The 19,227-nt window shown below is 75.3% G+C and carries 16 protein-coding genes; 7 read left to right on the top strand and 9 right to left on the bottom strand.

Annotation, left to right across the window (positions count from 1 at the left end):
* A partial coding sequence (locus IE217_RS33900; RefSeq protein ID WP_190181800.1) for a GAF domain-containing protein occupies window positions 1-1,115 on the bottom strand: 1,115 nt, incomplete at its 3' end.
* A gap of 378 nt (window positions 1,116-1,493) precedes the next feature.
* Between IE217_RS33900 and IE217_RS33895 the strand changes: the two genes are divergently transcribed.
* Together IE217_RS33895 and IE217_RS33890 are read left to right on the top strand one after the other, a co-directional pair.
* Window positions 1,494-1,877: a hypothetical protein gene (locus tag IE217_RS33895; protein WP_190181799.1), complete on the top strand. Its 384-nt coding sequence runs from the start codon at window positions 1,494-1,496 to the stop codon at window positions 1,875-1,877.
* A 12-nt stretch (window positions 1,878-1,889) separates the two neighbouring features.
* The gene (locus IE217_RS33890; protein ID WP_229865850.1) at window positions 1,890-2,519 is read left to right on the top strand and encodes a CBS domain-containing protein; all 630 of its coding nucleotides are present in this window, start codon (window positions 1,890-1,892) and stop codon (window positions 2,517-2,519) included.
* 130 nt (window positions 2,520-2,649) lie between these two features.
* Here IE217_RS33890 and IE217_RS33885 read toward each other — a convergent pair whose 3' ends face one another.
* Window positions 2,650-3,582, bottom strand: a complete 933-nt coding sequence (locus IE217_RS33885) for a universal stress protein (protein ID WP_190181798.1) — start codon at window positions 3,580-3,582, stop codon at window positions 2,650-2,652.
* A gap of 166 nt (window positions 3,583-3,748) precedes the next feature.
* Window positions 3,749-4,354 (bottom strand): rhodanese-like domain-containing protein, encoded by a 606-nt coding sequence (locus tag IE217_RS33880; protein ID WP_229865848.1) that lies wholly within the window; start codon window positions 4,352-4,354, stop codon window positions 3,749-3,751.
* 95 nt (window positions 4,355-4,449) lie between these two features.
* Here IE217_RS33880 and IE217_RS33875 point away from each other — a divergent pair, with 95 nt between their 5' ends.
* Window positions 4,450-4,737 carry a metal-sensitive transcriptional regulator gene (locus IE217_RS33875; RefSeq protein ID WP_190181797.1) on the top strand — a complete coding sequence of 96 codons (288 nt, stop codon included), beginning with the start codon at window positions 4,450-4,452 and terminating at the stop codon, window positions 4,735-4,737.
* Between the two features lie 159 nt (window positions 4,738-4,896).
* On the opposite strand, the gene IE217_RS33870 is transcribed toward IE217_RS33875, so the two are convergent.
* The 5 genes from IE217_RS33870 to IE217_RS33850 all read right to left on the bottom strand — a co-directional run bounded on the left by IE217_RS33870 (window position 4,897) and on the right by IE217_RS33850 (window position 11,066).
* Window positions 4,897-6,264 carry an MBL fold metallo-hydrolase gene (locus IE217_RS33870; protein ID WP_190181796.1) on the bottom strand — a complete coding sequence of 456 codons (1,368 nt, stop codon included), beginning with the start codon at window positions 6,262-6,264 and terminating at the stop codon, window positions 4,897-4,899.
* Window positions 6,265-6,391: 127 nt separating this feature from the next.
* The gene (locus IE217_RS33865) at window positions 6,392-6,679 is read right to left on the bottom strand and encodes an SHOCT domain-containing protein (RefSeq protein ID WP_190181795.1); all 288 of its coding nucleotides are present in this window, start codon (window positions 6,677-6,679) and stop codon (window positions 6,392-6,394) included.
* Window positions 6,680-6,729: 50 nt separating this feature from the next.
* Window positions 6,730-7,674, bottom strand: a complete 945-nt coding sequence (locus IE217_RS33860) for a universal stress protein (RefSeq protein WP_190181794.1) — start codon at window positions 7,672-7,674, stop codon at window positions 6,730-6,732.
* A gap of 122 nt (window positions 7,675-7,796) precedes the next feature.
* A complete protein-coding gene (locus IE217_RS33855) occupies window positions 7,797-10,196 on the bottom strand; it encodes a glycoside hydrolase family 65 protein (protein ID WP_190181793.1) in 2,400 nt (799 codons plus the stop codon).
* Between the two features lie 6 nt (window positions 10,197-10,202).
* Window positions 10,203-11,066, bottom strand: a complete 864-nt coding sequence (locus IE217_RS33850) for a universal stress protein (protein ID WP_190181792.1) — start codon at window positions 11,064-11,066, stop codon at window positions 10,203-10,205.
* A 186-nt stretch (window positions 11,067-11,252) separates the two neighbouring features.
* Here IE217_RS33850 and IE217_RS33845 point away from each other — a divergent pair, with 186 nt between their 5' ends.
* The 4 genes from IE217_RS33845 (at window position 11,253) to IE217_RS33830 (ending at window position 18,404) form a co-directional block, all read left to right on the top strand.
* On the top strand, window positions 11,253-13,940 hold the full coding sequence (locus IE217_RS33845) for a bifunctional acetate--CoA ligase family protein/GNAT family N-acetyltransferase (protein ID WP_190181791.1): 2,688 nt from the start codon (window positions 11,253-11,255) through the stop codon (window positions 13,938-13,940).
* A 206-nt stretch (window positions 13,941-14,146) separates the two neighbouring features.
* Window positions 14,147-16,888, top strand: a complete 2,742-nt coding sequence (gene adhE / locus IE217_RS33840; protein ID WP_190181790.1) for a bifunctional acetaldehyde-CoA/alcohol dehydrogenase — start codon at window positions 14,147-14,149, stop codon at window positions 16,886-16,888.
* Window positions 16,889-17,230: 342 nt separating this feature from the next.
* The gene (locus IE217_RS33835; protein WP_190181789.1) at window positions 17,231-17,686 is read left to right on the top strand and encodes a Crp/Fnr family transcriptional regulator; all 456 of its coding nucleotides are present in this window, start codon (window positions 17,231-17,233) and stop codon (window positions 17,684-17,686) included.
* A 52-nt stretch (window positions 17,687-17,738) separates the two neighbouring features.
* A complete protein-coding gene (locus tag IE217_RS33830) occupies window positions 17,739-18,404 on the top strand; it encodes a CBS domain-containing protein (protein WP_190181788.1) in 666 nt (221 codons plus the stop codon).
* An 84-nt stretch (window positions 18,405-18,488) separates the two neighbouring features.
* On the opposite strand, the gene IE217_RS33825 is transcribed toward IE217_RS33830, so the two are convergent.
* Window positions 18,489-19,220, bottom strand: a complete 732-nt coding sequence (locus IE217_RS33825) for a CBS domain-containing protein (protein WP_190181787.1) — start codon at window positions 19,218-19,220, stop codon at window positions 18,489-18,491.
* Window positions 19,221-19,227 lie beyond the last annotated feature (7 nt).

Raw genomic sequence — 19,227 nt, 5'->3', positions numbered from 1 at the left:
TGCTCCGCGTCCTGCCGCCGCTCCGCCAGCTCCATCGCCAACGCCGCCTGCGCCGCGAAGTTCCTCAGCGGTTCCAGCTCGGTGCCGCCGAACGGGCTGCGGCCGGCCGCGCGGACCAGCAGGACCACGCCCCGCACCCTCTCCCCGGTGCCGATGGGCACGGCGACGGCGGGGCCGAGCTCGTCGAACCGGGACGGGCCCGGGAAGACCCGGTCGTCGCAGGAGACGTCGGCGCTGGTGACGGGGGCAGCCGTGACGTAGGCGAGGCCGGTCAGGCTGTCGGTCACGGGCATGACCAGGCCGCGGTGTGCCTCCGCCTGCCGGCCGATGGCGAGCTCCACGGCGAGGGCGTCGGCGCCCTCCACGGGCACGGCGACGACGGCGAGGGCCGCGCCGGTGATCTCCCGGGCGTGCTCGGCGATCAGGCCGAGCACGGCACCGGGCTCGCTGCCGGACATCAGGCTGTGGGTGACCTCCGCGTTGGCCCCCAGCCAGCGCTCGCGCAGCCGCGACTCCTCGTACAGCCGCGCGTTGTCGATCGCCACGCCCGCGGCCACCGCCAGCGTCGACAGGACCGACTCGTCCTCCTCGTCGAACTCCAGCCCGCCCCGCTTCTCCGTCAGGTACAGGTTGCCGAACACCTGACCCCGCACCCGGATCGGCACACCCAGGAAGGTGCTCATCGGCGGATGGTGCTCCGGGAACCCGTACGAGGAGGGGTGCTCGGACAGCTTCCCCAGCCGCAGCGGCTCCGGGTGCCGGATCAGCTCGCCCAGGATCCCGTGCCCCTCCGGGTACGGGCCGATCCTGGCCACGAGTTCCTCGTCGACGCCGACCGTGAGGAAGTCCGACAGCGTCCTGCCGTCCGGGCCGATCACGCCGAGCGCCGCGTACTCGGCGTCGACCAGGGCCGCGGCGGCCTCGGCGATCCGGCGCAGGGCGTGTTCCAGGTCCAGTTCGCGGCCGACGGACAGCACCGCCTCCAGCAGGCTGTGCACCCGGTCCCGGGTGCCGCGGGCCGCGTCGACCCGGGCCTGCAGTTCCTCCAGCAGCTCGTCCAGCCGCAGCTGCGGCAGCCGCACCCGGGCCTCCCCGGAATCCTCGGAGACTCCCACCGCTGATCCTCCAGGTCCGTCCCTCGCGCACGCGGTACCGACAGCGGGCGGCCGCTGTCACAAGCAACGGTAGTCCCCGCGCCCGGCGGGCCGGCACCTGACCGGGGCGTTCGCCGGGGACCTCCGGCCGGGGCATTTCGCCGGGGACCCCGGCGGGGGCGTTCACCGGGGACCCCAGCCGGGGGCGTTCGCGGATACCCCCGGCCGGGGGTTCGCCGGGGACCCCCGGGCCCGCCCGCCGGGGCCGGGTGGCCCTGGGACGGCGGCGCGCGCCGCAGCACCCTGAAGATCCGGGGGACCGGCGAACCCCAGGACCGGCCATCGGGCCGTCCGGCCGGCCTCACCGGCCATGGGCGATCGAGCCAAGGAGTGGAGCACATGACTGCCAAGGACACCGGCACCCGCGAGATCACCGGCGACATCCGGGTGCGGACCGAGGGCGACGTGGACGCCGAGGCGCTCGCCTACGTCCGCGAGAAGGTCGGCGCGGCGCTCGGCCGCCCGGGACTGCCGCCCGCCAGTGGCGAGGTGCGCGTCGCGCGGGCGACGGCCCACCACATGGGGCTGCTCTGGTCGGCGGGGACCGAGATCCGCGTGGGCGACGACCTCGTGGTCGTCCACGCCCAGGAGGCGAGCGCCCATGAACTCGCCGACCGGCTTCAGGACAGGCTGCGCGCCGCGACGGAGCGGGCCGCCCACCGCGGGGACACCGCCCGCAGGTCGGCGACGCCGCCGCCGTGGCGCGGCGGCCCCGAGCGTTAGGAGCACCGTGCCGTGAAAGCGCACACCGTCGGCGAAGTGATGACGAGCGAGGTGGTCCAGGCTCGCCGGACGACCTCGTTCAAGGAGGTGGTCCGGCTGCTGGACCACCATCGGATCAGCGGGCTGCCGGTCGTCGACGACGACGACAAGGTGGTCGGCGTGGTCTCCGGGACCGACCTCGTGCGCGAGCAGGCGGTCCGGGCCGGCGGCCCGGACCGGCCTGCCACGGCCGGGGACATGATGACGTCACCGGCGATCACCATCCATCCCGAGCAGCCGGTCCCGGACGCGGCGCGGATGATGGAGCGGCACGGCGTGGAGCGGCTGCCCGTGGTGGACGAGGAGGACCGCCTCATCGGCATCGCCACCAGGCGCGATCTGCTACGGGTCTTCCTGCGCACCGACGAGGACATCCGCGACGAGGTCGGCGGCACGGTGATCGCCGGCGAACTCGGCCTGCCCGACGGGGCGGTGGACGTGTCGGTACGGGACGGCGTGGTCACGCTGCGCGGGTGCGTGGAGCTGCGCAGCCAGGCGCCGGCGGTGCTCCAGGCCGCGTGGCGCGTGGAGGGGGTGATCGGGGTGGTCGGCTTCCTCACGTACCGGGTCGACGACTGCGACCCGGCGGTGCTGCCCGCCTGAGTGAGGTCACGGGTTCCACGGGGAGGGCCGCCGCGCGTGAAGCGCGGCGGCCCTCCCCGTGGTGCGCCCGCCTGTGGTGCCCCCGCCCGTCATATGAACGGGCGGGCGCACCACGGGCGGGCGGCGGGCGTCAGTCGTGGGGGACGACCGCGACCGGCGACTGGGCGTGGCGCAGGACCGCGTCCGTGACCGGTCCGATGTGGGCGCCGACCGGGGCCTGGCGAGCGGCCCGGCCGACGACCAGGAGCGCGGCGTCCTTGGAGGCCTCGGCGAGGTGGGAGCCGGCCTGGCCGATCGAGGCCTGGGCGGTCACCGGCACCCCGGGGAACTTCTCCTGCCAGGGGCGCAGCGCCTGGGCGAGCGGCCCCTCGGCGGGTACGGCGAGGGCGTCGCCGTCGGCCAGGCCGTCCGCCGGTCCCACGGCGCCGGTACCCTCGCCGTCCACGGGCCCGTGGCCGTGCACGATCCGCAGCCCGGCGCCGCGCAGGGCGGCCGCCTCGAAGGCGTACGCGAGGACCGCGTCGTCGGGGCCGTCCAGGTCCACGCCGACCACCACGTCGCCGGGGGCGGCCCGCGTACCGCTGTCGTCGGTGGCCCGCGCGTCCGTGCCGTCCTCCTCGGCCGCCGGTTCGGGTGAGCGGACGAGGACGACCGGCCGTCCGGCCCGTGCGACCACGCTCCGGGCCACCGAGCCGAGCAGGAATCCCGCGGTACGGCCGAGTCCCCGGGAGCCGAGGACCAGCAGGCCGGACTCGTCCGCGGCGGCCACGAGGGCGGCGACCGGGTCGCCGGTGAGGCGGTCGGTGGTGACCTCCAGTCCCGGGTGACGGCGCGTCAAGTAGGCGCGTGCCTCGGCCAGCAGGCTCGCGGAGCGCTCCGGGTCCGGGGGCACGGCGGCCTGGGCGAGGGACGCCAGCGGGACGATCGGCTGCTCCCAGGCGTGCACGAGCCGCAGCGGCACGTCGCGCAGCAGCGCCTCGCGGGCGGCCCAGTCGGCCGCCGCGAGACTCGCACGGCGGCCGTCCAGGCCGGCGCTGACGGGGAGGGCGGGGGTGGACGACATGTCGGTGGCCTCCTTCGGTGGTTGCCTCCACTCTCGTGATCCACCCGCGCGGGCAGGAGGGCCGGTGGTCCCCCGCCCGGCGGCCGACCGGCCACCTCCCGGCCGCCCCGGCCCGCGCCGCCCGGCCGGCGTCACCGCAGCCGCACCGGCACCGTCACCGGCGCCGTCACCGGTCGCGCAACGTCCGGAGCGCCACCTCCAGTTGGGCCGGGCGCGGGCGGTTGTGGGGCAGCCGGCCGAGGAGTGCCGCCATGCCGCAGGTGTCGGTGAGCGCGGAGAAGACCAGGCCGCCCGCGACGCCCGCGGCGAGGAGCGCGCAGGCCGGGTGCACCAGCAGCGCGAGGAGCAGGCCGAGCAGGACCAGTGAGCCCGCGGTGAGGCGGACCTGGCGCTCCATGCTCCAGCCGGGCCGGGTGTCGCAGGCCGTCGGGCGGTGCAGTTCGTGGCCCGCGGCGGCCCAGGCGGTGGTGCCGCCGGTGAGGGTGGCGGTGGGCACGCCCCGCTCGGCCAGCAGCGCGCACGCCTTCGCCGAGCGGGCGCCCGAGGCGCAGACGACGAGGACGCCGCCGCGCTCGGAGGCGTGCCGGATCTCCGGCAACGCCCGCTCGATATGGTCGAGGGGGATGTTGAGGGCGCCGGGGAGGTGTCCGGCGCCGTACTCGCCGGGCGTGCGCACGTCGATGACGGTCAGTTCCTCCAGCCGGGCGCGTGCCTCGTCGGTGGCGAGGGACGCCCGCGGCGCGGAGGGAGCGGGCGTGGGGGGAATGTTCACGGGAGGCCTGGTCCTTTCCGGTGGGGTACGGGGGCGGTCGGAGCCGTCCCGAATCGGGATACAGTACCCCGAGGGGTATTTTACGAGGAGTGATCGTGGACTTGGAGCTCGAGGGCGACGACCTCAAGGCGGTGCTGAACCGGCTGCGCCGCGCGCAGGGCCAGATCGCCGGAGTGATCCGGATGATCGAGGAGGGGCGGGACTGTGAGGACGTCGTGACCCAGCTCGCCGCCGCCTCCCGCGCCCTGGACCGCGCCGGCTTCGCCATCATCGCCACCGGCCTGCAGAAGTGCGTGGCCGACATCGAGGCCGGACGGACGAACGGCGAGGAGGCCACCCGGATGCGGACCCGCATGGAAAAGCTGTTCCTGTCACTGGCCTGAGGCGCACCAGCGTCTTGTCGCGGGCCCGACCCGCGCCCCCATCCTGTCGCGGGTCCGAGCCGCGCCCCCGCCGCCGGGGGAGGCGGAGACCTTCGCGACCGCCCGCCGGCCGCCCGCCTGCCGTCCCGCGCGCCGAGGGCCGTCGCCCCGGTGGGGCGCTCAGGTGGTTCGTACGGGGAGGCCGGCCTTCTCGGCGGACTCGAAGGCGTCGTCGACGGCCACGACCCGCCGCCCGGCCGCGTCGAGCAGCGAGGCGGCGACGGCGGCCCGCATGCCGCCCGCGCAGTGCACCCACACCTCGCCGGCGGGAACCTCGCCGATGCGCCGGTGCAGCAGGTGGACCGGGATGTGCACGGAGCCCTCGACGTGGCCGCCGGCCCGCTCCGAGTCGCGCCGGACGTCCAGTACGACGATGCCCTCGCCCGGCCGGCGGTCGGCGAGGTCGGAGAAGGTGGCCCGCGGGAAGGAGGCGGGTTCCTCGCCCGGGAGGAGCCAGTCGGCCGGGCCTCCGGTGGCCGCGGCGGCGGGGCGGTCGATGCCGACCCGGGCCAGCTCGCACTGGGCGTCGGCGAGCTGGGCCGGGGACTCGGCGAGCAGCGTCACCGGCCTGCCCCACGGCACCAGCCAGGCGAGGTAGGTGGCGAGCTTGCCCTCGGCCTCGAAGTTGAAGGACCCCGCGACGTGCCCCTCGGCGAAGGCGGTCCGGTTGCGCAGGTCGACCACCCACTCCCCCGCGGCCAGCCGGGACGCGATCTCGCCGGGGTCGGCCAGGGCGGGCGGCGTCAGGTCCACGGGCGCGGGTCCGGCCGCGTTGACCGGCGCCATGTGGGCGTAGTACGCGGGAATGTCGTCCAGGCCGGCGAGCAGGGCGGCCACGAAGCTGTCGGCGTCCAGGGTGAGGGCGTCGTTCACCGTCCGCTCCCTGCCGATGGTCGTGCTGTCGCCGCCGGCCTGGCCGGAGGAGCAGAAGCTGCCGAAGCCGTGGGTGGGCAGCACCTCGGTGGCGTCGGGCAGCTCGGCGGCGAGCCGGTGCGCGGAGGCGTGCTGGGCGCGCGCCAGCCGCTCGGTCAGGCGCGGCTCGACCAGGTCGGGGCGGCCGACCGTGCCGATGAGCAGGGAGCCGCCCGTGAACACGGACACGGCGCGCCCGGCCTCCTCGAGCACGTAGGAGGTGTGGTGCGGGGTGTGCCCGGGGGTCGCCATCGCCCGCAGGGTGAGCCCGGCGCCGGCGTCGACCGTCACCGAGTCGCCGTCCCGCACGGGCATGTGCGGGAAGCGGACCCGGGCGCCCCCGGGGACGAGGTACACGGCCCCGGTGAGCCGGGCGAGCTCCAGGCCGCCGGAGACGTAGTCGTTGTGCACGTGCGTCTCGACGACGTGGGCGATGCGCACCCCGCGCCGGGCGGCCGCCGCGATGACCAGGGCGGCGTCCCGGGGCGGATCGACCGCCACGGCCGTCCGCTCGCCTCCGGCCAGGTAGCTGCGGTTGCCGAGCCCGGCGAGCTCGATGGTCTCGACGAAGAACACGGGATGCTCCCTTCACGGAGAAAAATACCCCCAGGGGTATACAAGCTACCCAGCGACCCTAACACGGGTACCCCGGGGGGTATTCTTGAACCCCCCCCGGGGTAGCCCCGTGTCCGGCCTCTCCGTGTCAGGGCGTGCGCATGGGCCCGGTGTGTTCCGCGCCGTCCCGGCGCAGGACCTCCAGCCGGCGCCGGTACTCGTCCTCGTCGATCTCCCCGCGGGCGAACCGCTCGGCGAGGAGCTGCTCGGGTGCGGGCCGGCCGGGCGCGGCGGTGCGCGGCGTGCGCCCGGGGCCGCGGTCGAGCGCGCGGAAGAGGAGCACGCCGGCGGCGATCAGCAGGGCCCAGAACAGGACCGTGCCGAGGGACATGGCGAACCAGCCCCAGCCGTTCATGCCGTGCGGGTAGTACATCATCGGGATCCGCTCCCTTCGGTACGTCGTCGGTGCCGTCGCAGCCGTCGGTGTCAGAAGTGGGGCACGACGGCCACCGGGCAGGTGGCGTGGTGGATCACGGCGTGGGTGACCGGGCCGGTGCACGGGGGGCCGGAGCGTTCGGTGAGGCGGTGCCCGACGACCAGGAGCCCGGCTCCGCGGGCCGCCCCGAGCAGGGCCGGCGCGGGCCGGTCGTGCACGGCGGTCACCAGGACCCGTACGTCCGGGTACCGCTCGTGCCACGGCCGCAGCACGGCGTCCACGGCGCCCAGCCGGTCCTCGGCCCGCCACGGGTCGTCGAGCGCGGCGGCCGCGGCGGGGCCGAGCGTGAGCGGGGTGGGCGGGTGCCAGGCGGACAGCACGCGCAGCCGTACGCCGCGCGTCCGGGCCGCCTCGAACGCGAACCGGACGACCTCCTCGCACACGGCGTCGGCGTCGACACCGAGCAGCACGTCCCGTGACGCGTCGCCCGCACCGACGCCGGCCGCGGACTCGTGCGCGACCGCGGACGCGTCCGCCGCCGGGTTCTCGTGCGCCGCCGCGGGCTCCTCCACGCCCCCCTCGTCCGCCCGCACCAGCACCACGGGGCGTACGGACCTGGTGACCACGCCCAGCGCGACCGAGCCCACGAGGGAGCCGGTCGTGCCGCCCGTGCCGTGCGAGCCGAGCACGAGCAGCTCGGCCTCCGCCGCGGCCTTCAGCAGCGCCTCCATGGGCGGCCCCTCGACCTGGTCCTCGTACGGTGCCAGTTCCGGGCAGACGGCGCGGGCCCGCCGGGCGGCGCGGCGCAGCACGCGTCCCGCCTGGTGGCGCTGGGCCGCGTTGGCGGTGGCGCCGGTCTCCTGGCGGGGGTGCCAGTCCAGGACGTGCACCAGCGCCAGCGCCCGCTCACGGCGTACGGCCTCGCGGGCCGCCCACTCGGCGGCCGCCAGGCCCTCGACGGAGCCGTCGATCCCGGCGACTACGGGGGGAAGCATGACGTTCACCTCCTGACCCTCACACTGCCAAGGGTCACTCGCCCGGCCCGCCGCGGGCAGGGCCCCCCGGGCACGTACCGGGGCCGACCGGCCCATCACCGGCGGGCGGCGGCGCCGGCGGCTCAGTCGGGCAGCAGCAGCCGGCAGGTGCGGCCGGGCGGGACGCAGACCGCGCGGCCGGGCAGGCGTACGTCGATCGGTGAGCGGTCGGACTGCGGTACCGCGATCTCCATGTGGCCGTGCCGCATCCGCAGCCGCACGCCCCAGTGGCCGCGGTAGCGGATCGCGAAGCCGTAGGAGGACAGCTCGGGCAGCGGCACGGGGTCGAGCCACAGGGCGCCCTCGCGGGTCTCCAGGCCCGTCAGCCCGCGCTGGACGAGGTCGAGGGTGCCCGCCATGGCGCCGAGGTGGATGCCCTCGCCGGTGGTGCCGCCCTGGACGTCGGCGATGTCGCCGCGCAGGGCCTCCTGGACGAAGGTCCACGTCTCGGCGCGGCGGGCGCGGGCCAGGACCCAGCCGTGGACCAGGCCGCTGAGGGTGGAGCCGTGGCTGGTGCGGTCCAGGTAGTGGTCGACCGTGCGGCGCCAGATGTCGTCGTCGAGGCGGTGGCCCAGCCGGGAGAAGAGGGAGGCCAGTTCGGCGGGGGCGAAGAGGTAGCCGAGCATCAGCACGTCGGCCTGCTTGGACGCCTTGTACCGGTTGACCGTGTCGCCCTCGGCCTCCAGGATCCGGTCCAGGCGGCGGATGTCGTCGTAGCGCCGGCGGTAGGCGGCCCAGTCGAGCTCGGCGAGGTCGCCGTAGCCCTCGAACTGGCTGATCACGCCGTCGTGGAAGGGCACGTACAGCGTGCGCGAGACGTCCTCCCACTGTTCGAGCTCACCGCCGTCCAGGCCGGTGCGCTCGGCGAGTTCGCGCCGGCGCGGCTCGGGCAGGGTGCGCACGGTCTCCAGGGCGCGGGTGAGCACCCAGGCGGCGGTGACGTTGGTGTAGGCGTTGTCGTCGAGGCCCGGCCGGCCGGAGTCCGGGTAGGCGTCGTGGTACTCGTCGGGGCCCATCACGCCGAGGATGCGGTGCCGGCCCAGGCTCTCGTCCCAGGTGGCCGAGTCGGCCCAGAAGCGGGCGATCTCCAGCAGCATCTCGGCGCCCTTGGTGTGCAGGAACTCGGCGTCCCCGCTCGCCTGGCAGTACTGCCACACGTTGTACGCGACGGCCGAGCCGACGTGCCGCTGGAGGCGGGAGTGGTCGGGCAGCCAGCGCCCGGAGTGCGGGTTGAGGTGCAGCCGCTGGGACTCCTCCCGTCCGTCGCTGCCGCTCTGCCAGGGGTACATCGCCCCGCGCCGGCCGGCCGCCCGGGCCGCCGCGCGGGCCCGCTCCAGACGGCGGTGGCGGTAGCGCAGCAGGGCCCGGGAGACCTCCGGGAAGTGCAGGTTCAGATACGGCAGGACGAACAGCTCGTCCCAGAAGACGTGCCCCCGGTACGCCTCGCCGTGCAGCCCGCGCGCGGGCACCCCGACGTCCAGGTCCGCGGTGTGCGGGGAGAGGGTCTGCAGCACGTGGAAGAGGTGCAGGCGCAGGATGCGTCCGGGTTCGCCGGGCACGTCGATGTCGGCCCGCCGCCACAGCTGGTCCCAGGCGGTCAGGTGGGTCTCCAGCAGTTCCTCGAAGCCGGGCGCCGCCGTCACGCGGTCGGTCGCGGCGCGCAGCGGGTCGCTGATGGCGGGGTCACGGGAGGTGTGCAGCGCGGCGGTCTTGTCGACGGTCGCGGTGCGCCCCGGCGCGAGCGTGAGCCGCAGTTCCTGCGTCACGCGCCCGTGCCCGTGCCGTACGGCGACCGGCCCGGCCGCCGCGTCGCCGGCCAGGCGGGTGGCGGTGCCGATCCGGATGTCGGAGGTGCGGGTACGGCAGCGCAGCCACACCGTGCCGTTGCCGGAGCCGGTGCCGGTGTGGACGTGGGTGAGGTGGCGGCCGTCCAGGTCGCGGTAGCGGGCCACGCCCGCATTGGTCACGCCGCCGTCGATCGACGCCTCGACCTCGAGTTCGAGGCCGGCGGTGATGCCCTCGGCGGTGAACTCGGTGCGCAGGGCGGCCAGATGGGGGTCGGCCATGTGCACGACGCGCTGCTGGCGCACGGTCAGCGCGCGGCCCTGTCCGAGCCCGTAGCGGGTGCGGCGCTCCAGCAGGCCGGCGTCCAGGTGGAGCACCTGGCGGTGGCCGAGGACGGGCGCGGTGTCCGGGGTCAGCCAGGCGCCGCCCGGGACGCGGAAGCGCAGGGGCAGCCAGTTGGGGAGGTTGACCATGTCCTCGTTCTCGGCCTCGCGGCCGGCGACGCGGGAGACGAGCCGGTTGTAGCACCCGGCGACATAGGTGCCCGGATAGTGCACCTCGTCCGCGTCGCACTCCGGCAGGGCCCCGCGCGTGCCCAGGTAGCCGTTGCCGAGCGCGCACAGGGCCTCCCGCAGGCGCTCCTGCGCCGGGTCGTAGCCGTCGTACGACCAGGTCCCCGCCGTCGCCTCCCCCGCCACCGGGACTCACACCCGCTGGGGTACCACGGCCACCGGGCACTGCGCGTGGTGCAGCAGCGTGTGGCCGGTCCGGCCGAACTGGAGGCCCACGTGGCCCACCCTGCGGCGCGCGCCGACGATCACCAGGTCGGCGGCGGCCGACCGGTCGACGAGCACCCGGTGCGCCGGCCCCTCGACCGCCGCGGGACGCACCCGCACGTCCGCGTGCTCGGTCATGGCCTCGCGCAGGAGTTCGTCCAGGACGGCGGTGGCCTGCTTCTCGGGTTCACCGGCCGGTTCCCCGTTCCCGGGGATCAGGTGCGAGGGGCCGCGCCAGGCCCGTACGACGTCGAGGACGCAGCCGCGTGCCTCGGCCTCGCGGAAGGCGAACCGTACGGCGTCGGCGGCGGTGCCGGGATCGCCGGCGCCGAGCAGGATCCGCTCGTGCGTGCCGGCCAGTCCCGCCTGGTCGCCCCGGACCACGACCACCGGGCAGTGCGCGCGGCCCGCCACGGCCAGGGAGACCGAGCCGAGCAGCATCCCCTTCAGCTCGCCGCGGCCCCGGCTGCCGGTGATCAGCGCGGTGGCGTTGTCGCCCTCGCTCAGCAGGGCGGACACCGCGTCCTCGGGGAGGATGCCGGTGCTCACCTTCACCTCCGGGCCGCGCCGCCGGGCCCGCTCGGCCGCGGAGGCCACCACGTGCTCGGCCATGACCTGCTCGGAGGGGCGCTCCACGCTGCCGCTGGGGACCGCGCCCTCGTACCGCTCCCAGAGGGAGGCGTACACCAGCCGCAGCGGCAGCCCGTGCCGGGCGGCCTCGTCCACGGCCCAGTCGACGGCCCGCAGACTCGCGTCGGATCCGTCGACGCCCACGACCAGGGGCAGTTGCATGGTCCTCACCGCCTTCCACCGGGCTGCCACGTCGCGCGGCAAGAGTTCCCGCTCTGCCACGGTCCCACCGGCCGCGCGTCCGCGCATGGGCACTTCGGCCCCTGGGGGGACCGTCCGGCCCTGGGACGGGGCCGGGCGCCAGGCGGAGGCTGGTGGGGTATGGCCTCGCCAGTTAAGGAGCGCGCGATGACCGACACCGAGCGGCCGCCGGTGCACGCACTGCTGACCGACGGCACCACCGTACGGATCCGGCGGGCGGGCCCGGACGACCACGACCAGGTGCTGCGCCTGTACGAGCGGATGTCCGACGACAACCTCAGGCTGCGGTTCTTCTCCGTCAGCCGCACCTCCGCCCGGCAGGGCGCCGACCGGGTGGCCGGGCCGCCCAGGCCCGGCTACCGCGCCCTGGTCGCCGAGCACGACGGACGCCTGGTGGGCCTGGCCGAGTACGAGTGCGACCCGCACGGCCCCACCGCCGACGTGGCCCTCGCCGTCGCCGACGACTGGCACCACCGGGGTGTGGCCACCCTGCTGCTCGAACACCTCGCGGACGCCGCCCGGGACGCGGGCATCAGCGCGTTCACCGCCGACGCCCTGGCCGAGAACCACGAGGTGCTGAAGGTCTTCCACGACCTCGGCCTGCGCGTCACCCGCCGCTACGACGGGCCCGAGGTGCACTGCGTGGTGCAGCTCACCGAGGACGAGGACTACCTGCGCGCGGTGGACGCCCGCGGCCGGCTGGCCGGCGCGGTCAGCCTGCGGCCGCTGCTGCGCCCGCGGTGCGTCGCCGTGATCGGGGCCGGCCGCAGACCCGGCTCGGTGGGCCGCGCGATCCTGCGCAACATCCGCACCGGGTCCTTCACCGGCCGCCTCTTCGCCGTGCACCCGCAGGCCGGGTCGGTGGCCGGGGTGCGCGCGTTCCCGTCCGTGGCCGCGCTGCCGAGGGTGCCCGACCTGGCGGTCGTCGCGGTGCCCGCCGCGGCCGTGCCGGAGGTGGCCGAGGAGTGCGGGCGGGCCGGCGTGGGCGCGCTGCTCGTCGTCTCGGCCGGCCTGGACGCCGGTCAGGCGGCCGCTGCGCTGGCCGCGTGCCGCCGGTACGGGATGCGGCTCGCCGGGCCGAACTGCCTGGGCCTGGCCAACACCGAGGACGGCGTCCGCCTCGACGCCACCTTCGCCGCCCGCCATCCGGGGCCCGGCACGGCCGGGGTCGCCGTGCAGTCCGGTGGGGTCGGCATCGCGCTGCTCGACGGCCTGGCCCGGCTCGGCATCGGCGTGTCGACCTTCGTCTCGCTGGGCGACAAGTACGACGTCAGCGGCAACGACCTGCTCCAGTGGTGGGAGGGCGACGGGCGCACCGACCTGGCGCTGCTGCACCTGGAGTCCTTCGGCAACCCGCGCGCCTTCTCCCGCACGGCCCGCCGGGTGGCCCGTACGATGCCGGTGCTCACCGTCGACGCGGGGCGCTCGGAGGCCGGGCGCCGGGCCGCGGCCTCGCACACGGCGGCGGCCGCCACCCGCACGATGACCCGGCAGGCGCTGTTCGCCCAGGCCGGTGTCACGGCCACCCGCACGATCGGCGAACTCCTCGACGCGGCCGCCCTGTTGCACTCCCAGCCGCTGCCCGCCGGGACGCGGGTCGCGGTGGTCACCAACGCGGGCGGGGCGGGCGTACTGGCCGCCGACGCGTGCGCGGACGCCGGGCTCGTGGTGCCGCCGCTGCCCGCCCAGCTGGTCGACGAACTGCTCCAGTCGCTGCCCGAGGGCGCCCGCGCCGTCAACCCGGTGGACACCAGCGCCGCCGTCGGCGAGGAGGCGCTGCGGGCCTGCGTGGACCGGCTGGCCCGGCACGGGGCGGTCGACGCGGTGCTGGTGGTCCTCGTGCCCACGGCGGTCGCCACGGCGACCGGGGAGGATCTGGTCCGGGCGCTCACCGAGGGCCGGCAGGCCGCACCGCGGCCCGTGGTCGCGGTCCTGCCCGCGCAGGCGGCCCGGGTGGAACTGCCGGCCGTCGAGGGCGGGGGCCGGCTGCCCGCCTACGCGGACGCGGAGGACGCCGCGCGTGCCCTGGCGCACGCGGCCGCCCGCGCCCGCTGGCTGGCCGAACTGCCGGGATCCGTCGCGGAGCTGACCGACGTGGACAGCGCGCGGGCGCGGACGGTCGTCGCCTCGTTCCTGGCCGGGCACCCCGAGGGCGCCTGGCTCGACCCGGAGACCACCGCCGAACTCCTCGGCTGCTACGGCCTTCCGCAGTCGCCGTGGGCCTGGGCGCGGGACGAGGACGAGGCGGTCGCGGCGGCGCGGCGGCTGGCCGGGCCCGACGGGCGCGTGGTGATGAAGGCGTACTGGCCGGGCCTGGTGCACAAGAGCGAGCAGCACGCCCTGCACCTGGATCTGCAGAACGCCTCCCAGGTGCGGGCCGCCCACCGGGACCTGGTGACCCGGTTCGGCGACCGGATGACCGGTGTGGTGGTGCAGCCGCTGGCCGAGCGCGGCACCGAGCTGTTCGCGGGCGTCGTGCAGGACGAGGTGTTCGGGCCGCTGGTGGTCTTCGGGCTCGGCGGGACGGCGACGGAACTGCTCGCCGACCACGCCGGGCGGCTCGCCCCGCTGACCGACCGCGACGTCCGCGAGCTGATCACCTCCCCGCGCTGCTCCCCGCTCCTCTTCGGTTACGCCGGCGCCCCGGCCGCCGACCTGGAGGCCCTGGAGCAGTTCCTGCACCGCCTGTCCCGGATGGCCTGCGACCTCCCCCAGCTCGCGGAGGCCGACCTCAACCCGGTCGTGGCCGGCCGTACCGGCATCACCGCGCTCGACGTCCGCGTCCGCCTGGTGCCGCGCCTGGCCCACGACCCGTATCTGCGCCGCCTGCGCTGAACGCACCGGGCCGGGCAGCGGGTTGCGGACCGGAGGGCTCCTGATTCAGAGGACGTTCGGGCTCGGGGCGGGACCATCGGCGGCTGCCCCGGGAGGGCCGGGAGGGGGAGAGTGAAGTCAGGGAGCGGCACCGATCCCCCGCGGTGTCGCTCCCGTCCTCGTGCCGCCGTACGTCCACGGCGGCCCTGACCGTGGAGGCTCACCCCATGACCCGACAGGACACCGGGGCCCCGAGCGCGGCCGCCGCCGGCACACCGCTCCGGGCGGACACCGACGCGCCCTCCGACGCGCACGCCGACGCTCCCGCCGACGCGACCGTCGACGCGCCCGTCGACGCGCCCACCGACACCGAAATCGCCGTGGACCGGCTGGTGCGGGCCGGGCTCAAGGCGCTCGCCGACTACGAGTCCCTCACCCAGGAGCAGGTCGACCACATCGTCAAGAAGGCCTCGGTCGCCGCCCTCGACCAGCACACCGCGCTGGCCCGCCTTGCGGTGGAGGAGACCGGCCGCGGGGTCTTCGAGGACAAGGCGGCCAAGAACCTGTTCGCCTGCGAACACGTCACGCACAGCATGGGCCCGATGAAGACCGTCGGCGTCATCGCCCGCGACGACGTCGAGGACATGGTCGAGATCGCCGAACCGGTCGGCGTGGTGTGCGCGGTGACTCCGGTGACCAACCCGACCTCGACGACCGTCTTCAAGGCGCTGATGGCGCTGAAGACCCGTAACCCGGTGGTGTTCGCCTTCCACCCCTCCGCGCAGCGGTGCAGCGCCGAGGCCGCGCGGATCGTGCGCGACGCGGCGGTCGCCGCGGGCGCGCCGGAGAACTGCGTGCAGTGGATCGAGTCGCCCTCCGTGGCCGCCACCCGCACCCTCATGGAGCACCCGGGCGTCTCCCTCATCCTCGCCACCGGCGGCAACGCCATGGTCAGGGCCGCCTATTCGGCGGGCAAGCCCGCGCTCGGCGTGGGCGCCGGCAACGTCCCGGCGTACGTCCACCGCAGCGCGAAGCTGCGCCGCGCGGTCAACGACCTGGTGCTGTCGAAGTCGTTCGACAACGGCATGATCTGCGCCTCGGAGCAGGCCGTCATCCTCGACACCGAGATCTACGACGACGCCCTCGCCGAGTTCCGCCGGCTCCACGCCCACCTGGCCACCCCGGAGGAGAAGGCCAAGCTGGAGGCCTTCCTCTTCCCGCCGGCCAAGGACCCCGACGGCGCGGCCTGCGAGCCGCGCGTCAACTCCGCCGCCGTGGGACAGAGCCCGGCGTGGATCGCCGAGCGGGCCGGGTTCGCGGTGCCCGAGGACACCTCGGTGATCCTCGTGGAGGCCGGGCGGGTCGGCCCCGACGAGCCGCTCACCCGGGAGAAGCTGTGCCCCGTGCTGGCCGTGCTGCGCGCCGGGGACGAGCGGCAGGGCTTCGACCTGGCCGCCGACATGGTCGCCTTCCACGGGCAGGGCCACAGCGCCGTCATCCACACCGGGGACCCGGCGCTCGCCGAGGCCTACGGGCGGCGGATGAAGACCGTCCGGATCATCGTCAACGCGCCGTCCTCGCAGGGCGCCATCGGCGGCATCTACAACGGCCTGCTGCCCTCGCTGACCCTGGGCTGCGGCTCGTGGGGCAGCACCTCGGTCTCCAACAACGTCTCCGCCGCCCAGCTGCTGAACGTCAAGCGGGTCGGCGTGCGGCGCAACAACCTCCAGTGGTTCAAGGTGCCCCCGAAGATCTACTTCGAGCCGCAGTCCATCCGCTACCTGGCCAGCATGCCCGACGTCCACCGCGTCACGGTCGTCACCGACGCCACCATGACGCGGCTCGGCTTCGTCGACCGGATCACACGGGTGCTCCAGCGGCGCGCGGAACCGGTCACCGTCCAGATCATCGACAACGTCGAACCGGAGCCGAGCATCGACTCGGTGCGGCGCGGCGCGCGGCTGATGGGCGACTTCCGCCCGGACACCATCATCGCGCTGGGCGGCGGCTCCCCGATGGACGCGGCGAAGGTGATGTGGCTGCTGTACGAGCAGCACGTCGTCGGCCGGGACGTCGACTTCGCGGACATGCGGCAGAAGTTCTCCGACATCCGCAAGCGGGCCTTCCGCTTCCCGACGCTGGGGAAGGTGGCGCGTCTGGTGTGCATCCCCACCACCTCGGGCACCGGCGCGGAGGTCACCCCGTTCGCCGTGATCTCCGACCCGGCGAGCGGCAAGAAGTACCCGCTGGCCGACTACGCGCTCACCCCGAGCGTGGCCATCGTCGATCCGCTGCTGACCACGGCACTGCCCCCGGCGCTCGCCGCGGACAGCGGCTTCGACGCCCTGACCCACGCCATCGAGGCGTACGTGTCCGTCTACGCCAACGACTTCACCGACGGGCTCGCCCTGCACGCCATCCGCCTGATCTTCGGCAACATCGAGGCGGCGGTGAACGACCGGGCCGGCAGCGCCGAGGCGCGGGAGCGGATGCACAACGCGGGCACCATCGCGGGCATGGCGTTCGGCAACGCCTTCCTCGGCATCGTGCACGCCATGTCGCACACGCTGGGCGCCACCTTCCACGTGGCGCACGGCCGCACCAACGCGATCCTGCTGCCGCACGTGATCCGCTACAACGGCACCGTCCCGTCCAAGCTCACCGGCTGGCCCAAGTACGAGCACTACCGGGCCCCCGAGCGCTTCCAGGACATCGCCCGCACCCTCGGTCTGCCCGCCGCGACCGCCGAGGAGGGCGTGGAGTCCCTGGCCCGGGCCGTGGAGGAACTGCGGGAGAAGGTGGGCATAGAGCCCTCGTTCCAGTCCGCCGGCGTCGACGAGCGGTCCTTCCTGGCCTCGCTGGCGCAGCAGGCCCTCAACGCCTACGAGGACCAGTGCGCCCCGGCCAACCCCCGGATGCCGATGCTCGCGGACATGGAGGAGCTGATGCGCGCGGCGTACTACGGCTGAGCGAGGGCCGGTCACCGCCCGCGGGCGGTGACCGGTCGGGGCCGAACGGCCCTGTCGCCGGGGCGGCCCGCGTGGTGTGCTTGAGGTGACGGGGAGGACCCCGGGAAGGCGCGGGGAAGCGGCGGGAGCCGCGCACCGCGCGATCAGGATCCGCGAGAAGCGGATGGTCCTCCCCGTCGACCCGTGTCCGGCCCCGGTCCGGCCCCGGTTCGTGCGCCGGGGCCGAACGACCCCCGGGCCGGGACCGGGCGGCCCGTGGCGCCGCGGCCCCTCCCGGCGGAGCCTGGAAGCAGTAGGACCACCGTCCGACCACGCGCTCAGCGGACGAAAGGAGCCGGTGCGATGACCTCCACCACCACCCTGTCCACGGCCCTGCCGGCCGAACACCGCGAACGGCTGATGAGCCTCGCCCGCGAGGTCTCCTTCGGCGTCGGGAGCCGTCTGTTCGAGGAAGGCCGGCACGCCGACCGGTTCTGGATCATCAGGACCGGGACCGTCTCCCTCGACCTGCACGTCCCCGGCCGGCGCTCCCCGGTCATCGAGTCGCTGGGCCACGGCGAACTGGTCGGCTGGTCCTGGCACTTCCCGCCGTACGTCTGGCAGCTGGGCGCCGAGGCCATGAGCCCGGTGCGGGCCTACGAGTTCGACGCGGACAAGGTGCGGGCGCTGTGCGCCGAGGACGCCGAGTTCGGCCGCGCGGTGGCCGACTGGGTCGGCCGCGTGGTCGCCCACCGGCTGCACGCCGCCCGGATCCGGCTGCTCGACCTGTACGCCCCGTACGGCAGCGGCGGCAGGTGACGGACGGCGTCCGCGCCGGCCGTCGAGCGCACCGCACATCGAGGAGGAGACCATGCACGGCAGCCCGCACATCGTGAGCGACGTCATGACGCACACCGTCGTGGCGGTGGGGCGCGACGCCCCGTTCAAGGACATCGTCAACCTGATGGGACAGTGGAAGGTCAGCGCGCTGCCGGTGCTGGAGGGCGAGGGCCGGGTGATCGGCGTCGTGTCCGAGGCCGACCTGCTGCCCAAGGAGGAGTTCCGCGACAGCGACCCCGACCGGTTCACTCAGCGCGCCCGCCTGACCGACCTGGCCAAGGCGGGTGCCCTGACCGCGCGGGAGCTGATGAGCACCCCGGCCGTGACCGTCCACCCGGACGCCACGCTCGCCGAGGCGGCCCGCGTCATGGCCCAGCGCAAGGTCAAGCGGCTGCCGGTCGTCAACGACGAGGGGATGCTGGAGGGCGTCGTCAGCCGCGGCGACCTGCTGAAGGTCTTCCTGCGCACCGACGACGACATCGCCGAGGAGGTCCGCCACGAGGTCGTCGCCGAACTGTTCCCGGCCCCCGTCGAGCCGATCGAGGTGAAGGTGAGCGACGGCGTGGTCACGCTGACCGGCCGCATCCGGGACACCGCCATGGTCCCGGTCGCCGCCCGTCTGGTGCGCGCGATCGAGGGCGTGGTCGACGTCGAGTGCCACCTCAGCAGCGCCTCGGCGCTCACCGGGTCCCGCTGACGACGGCCACGCGGAAACCGCCGGGCCGCCGCCGCACTCGAAGTGCGGCGGCGGCCCGGCGTTCAGGGTGTTCGGGGTCGGGGTTCAGGGCGCGGTGCCGTGCGCCGGGTGCGGCTCGGCCTCCAGGTCCGGTTCGAGCACGGGGCGGCGGGGCGGGCCGGTGAGCAGGCAGCGTACGTCCACCACGCCGTCGACGGAGCGCACCAGGCGTACGGCGAGCGGCACCAGGGAAGTGTCGGGGACCTGCCCGGCGAGGGTGACCACGCCCTCGCGCACGGACACCCGCACCGACTCCGGCGGCACGGGGAACCGGCCGGCGACGACCTGACGGCGTACCTCCTCGGCGATGTCCTCGTCGGTGCGCAGGTACACCTTCAGCAGGTCGGAACGGCTGACGATGCCGGCGAGCAGGCCGTCGTCGTCCACGACGGGCAGCCGCTTGACGCCGTGCCGGGCCATCAGGCGGGCGGCCCGGCCGAGGGTGGCGCCGGAGTGGACGGTGACGGCGGGGGTGTTCATCAGCTCCTCCGCGGTCACCGCCCGCGCCTTGGCCGACTCCGCGGGGCGGCGGGGCAGGCCCGGCAGCTCGGGGCCGCCGTCGTGGCGCTCCGCCTCGTAGTCCTGGTACTCCTCCTTGTGCAGCAGGTCGGCCTCGGAGACGACGCCGATCACCCGGCCGTGGCCGTCCAGCACGGGCATCGCGCTGACGCCCCACTGCTCCATCGTGCGCACGATCTCCTTGAACATCGCGCCGCCGGCCAGGGCGACCACGGTCCGGGTCATCACGTCGCCGACGGTGTACTGGGAACCCTCCATGGCTGCC

The sequence above is a fragment of the Streptomyces naganishii JCM 4654 genome (assembly GCF_014650575.1).
Classification (GTDB): domain Bacteria; phylum Actinomycetota; class Actinomycetes; order Streptomycetales; family Streptomycetaceae; genus Streptomyces; species Streptomyces naganishii.
The sequence above is the reverse complement of the archived record's forward strand: the minus strand, read 5'-3'. Positions and strand labels throughout refer to the sequence as shown.

Excerpts from the sequence above, each read along its gene's own strand:
- adhE (WP_190181790.1), top strand. The coding sequence starts at position 14,147 with ATGACCCGACAGGACACCGGGGCCCCGAGCGCGGCCGCCGCCGGCACA.
- IE217_RS33845 (WP_190181791.1), top strand. The coding sequence starts at position 11,253 with ATGACCGACACCGAGCGGCCGCCGGTGCACGCACTGCTGACCGACGGC.
- IE217_RS33860 (WP_190181794.1), bottom strand. The coding sequence starts at position 7,674 with ATGCTTCCCCCCGTAGTCGCCGGGATCGACGGCTCCGTCGAGGGCCTG.
- IE217_RS33825 (WP_190181787.1), bottom strand. The coding sequence starts at position 19,220 with ATGGAGGGTTCCCAGTACACCGTCGGCGACGTGATGACCCGGACCGTG.
- IE217_RS33865 (WP_190181795.1), bottom strand. The coding sequence starts at position 6,679 with ATGATGTACTACCCGCACGGCATGAACGGCTGGGGCTGGTTCGCCATG.
- IE217_RS33895 (WP_190181799.1), top strand. The coding sequence starts at position 1,494 with ATGACTGCCAAGGACACCGGCACCCGCGAGATCACCGGCGACATCCGG.
- IE217_RS33830 (WP_190181788.1), top strand. The coding sequence starts at position 17,739 with ATGCACGGCAGCCCGCACATCGTGAGCGACGTCATGACGCACACCGTC.
- IE217_RS33850 (WP_190181792.1), bottom strand. The coding sequence starts at position 11,066 with ATGCAACTGCCCCTGGTCGTGGGCGTCGACGGATCCGACGCGAGTCTG.
- IE217_RS33835 (WP_190181789.1), top strand. The coding sequence starts at position 17,231 with ATGACCTCCACCACCACCCTGTCCACGGCCCTGCCGGCCGAACACCGC.
- IE217_RS33885 (WP_190181798.1), bottom strand. The coding sequence starts at position 3,582 with ATGTCGTCCACCCCCGCCCTCCCCGTCAGCGCCGGCCTGGACGGCCGC.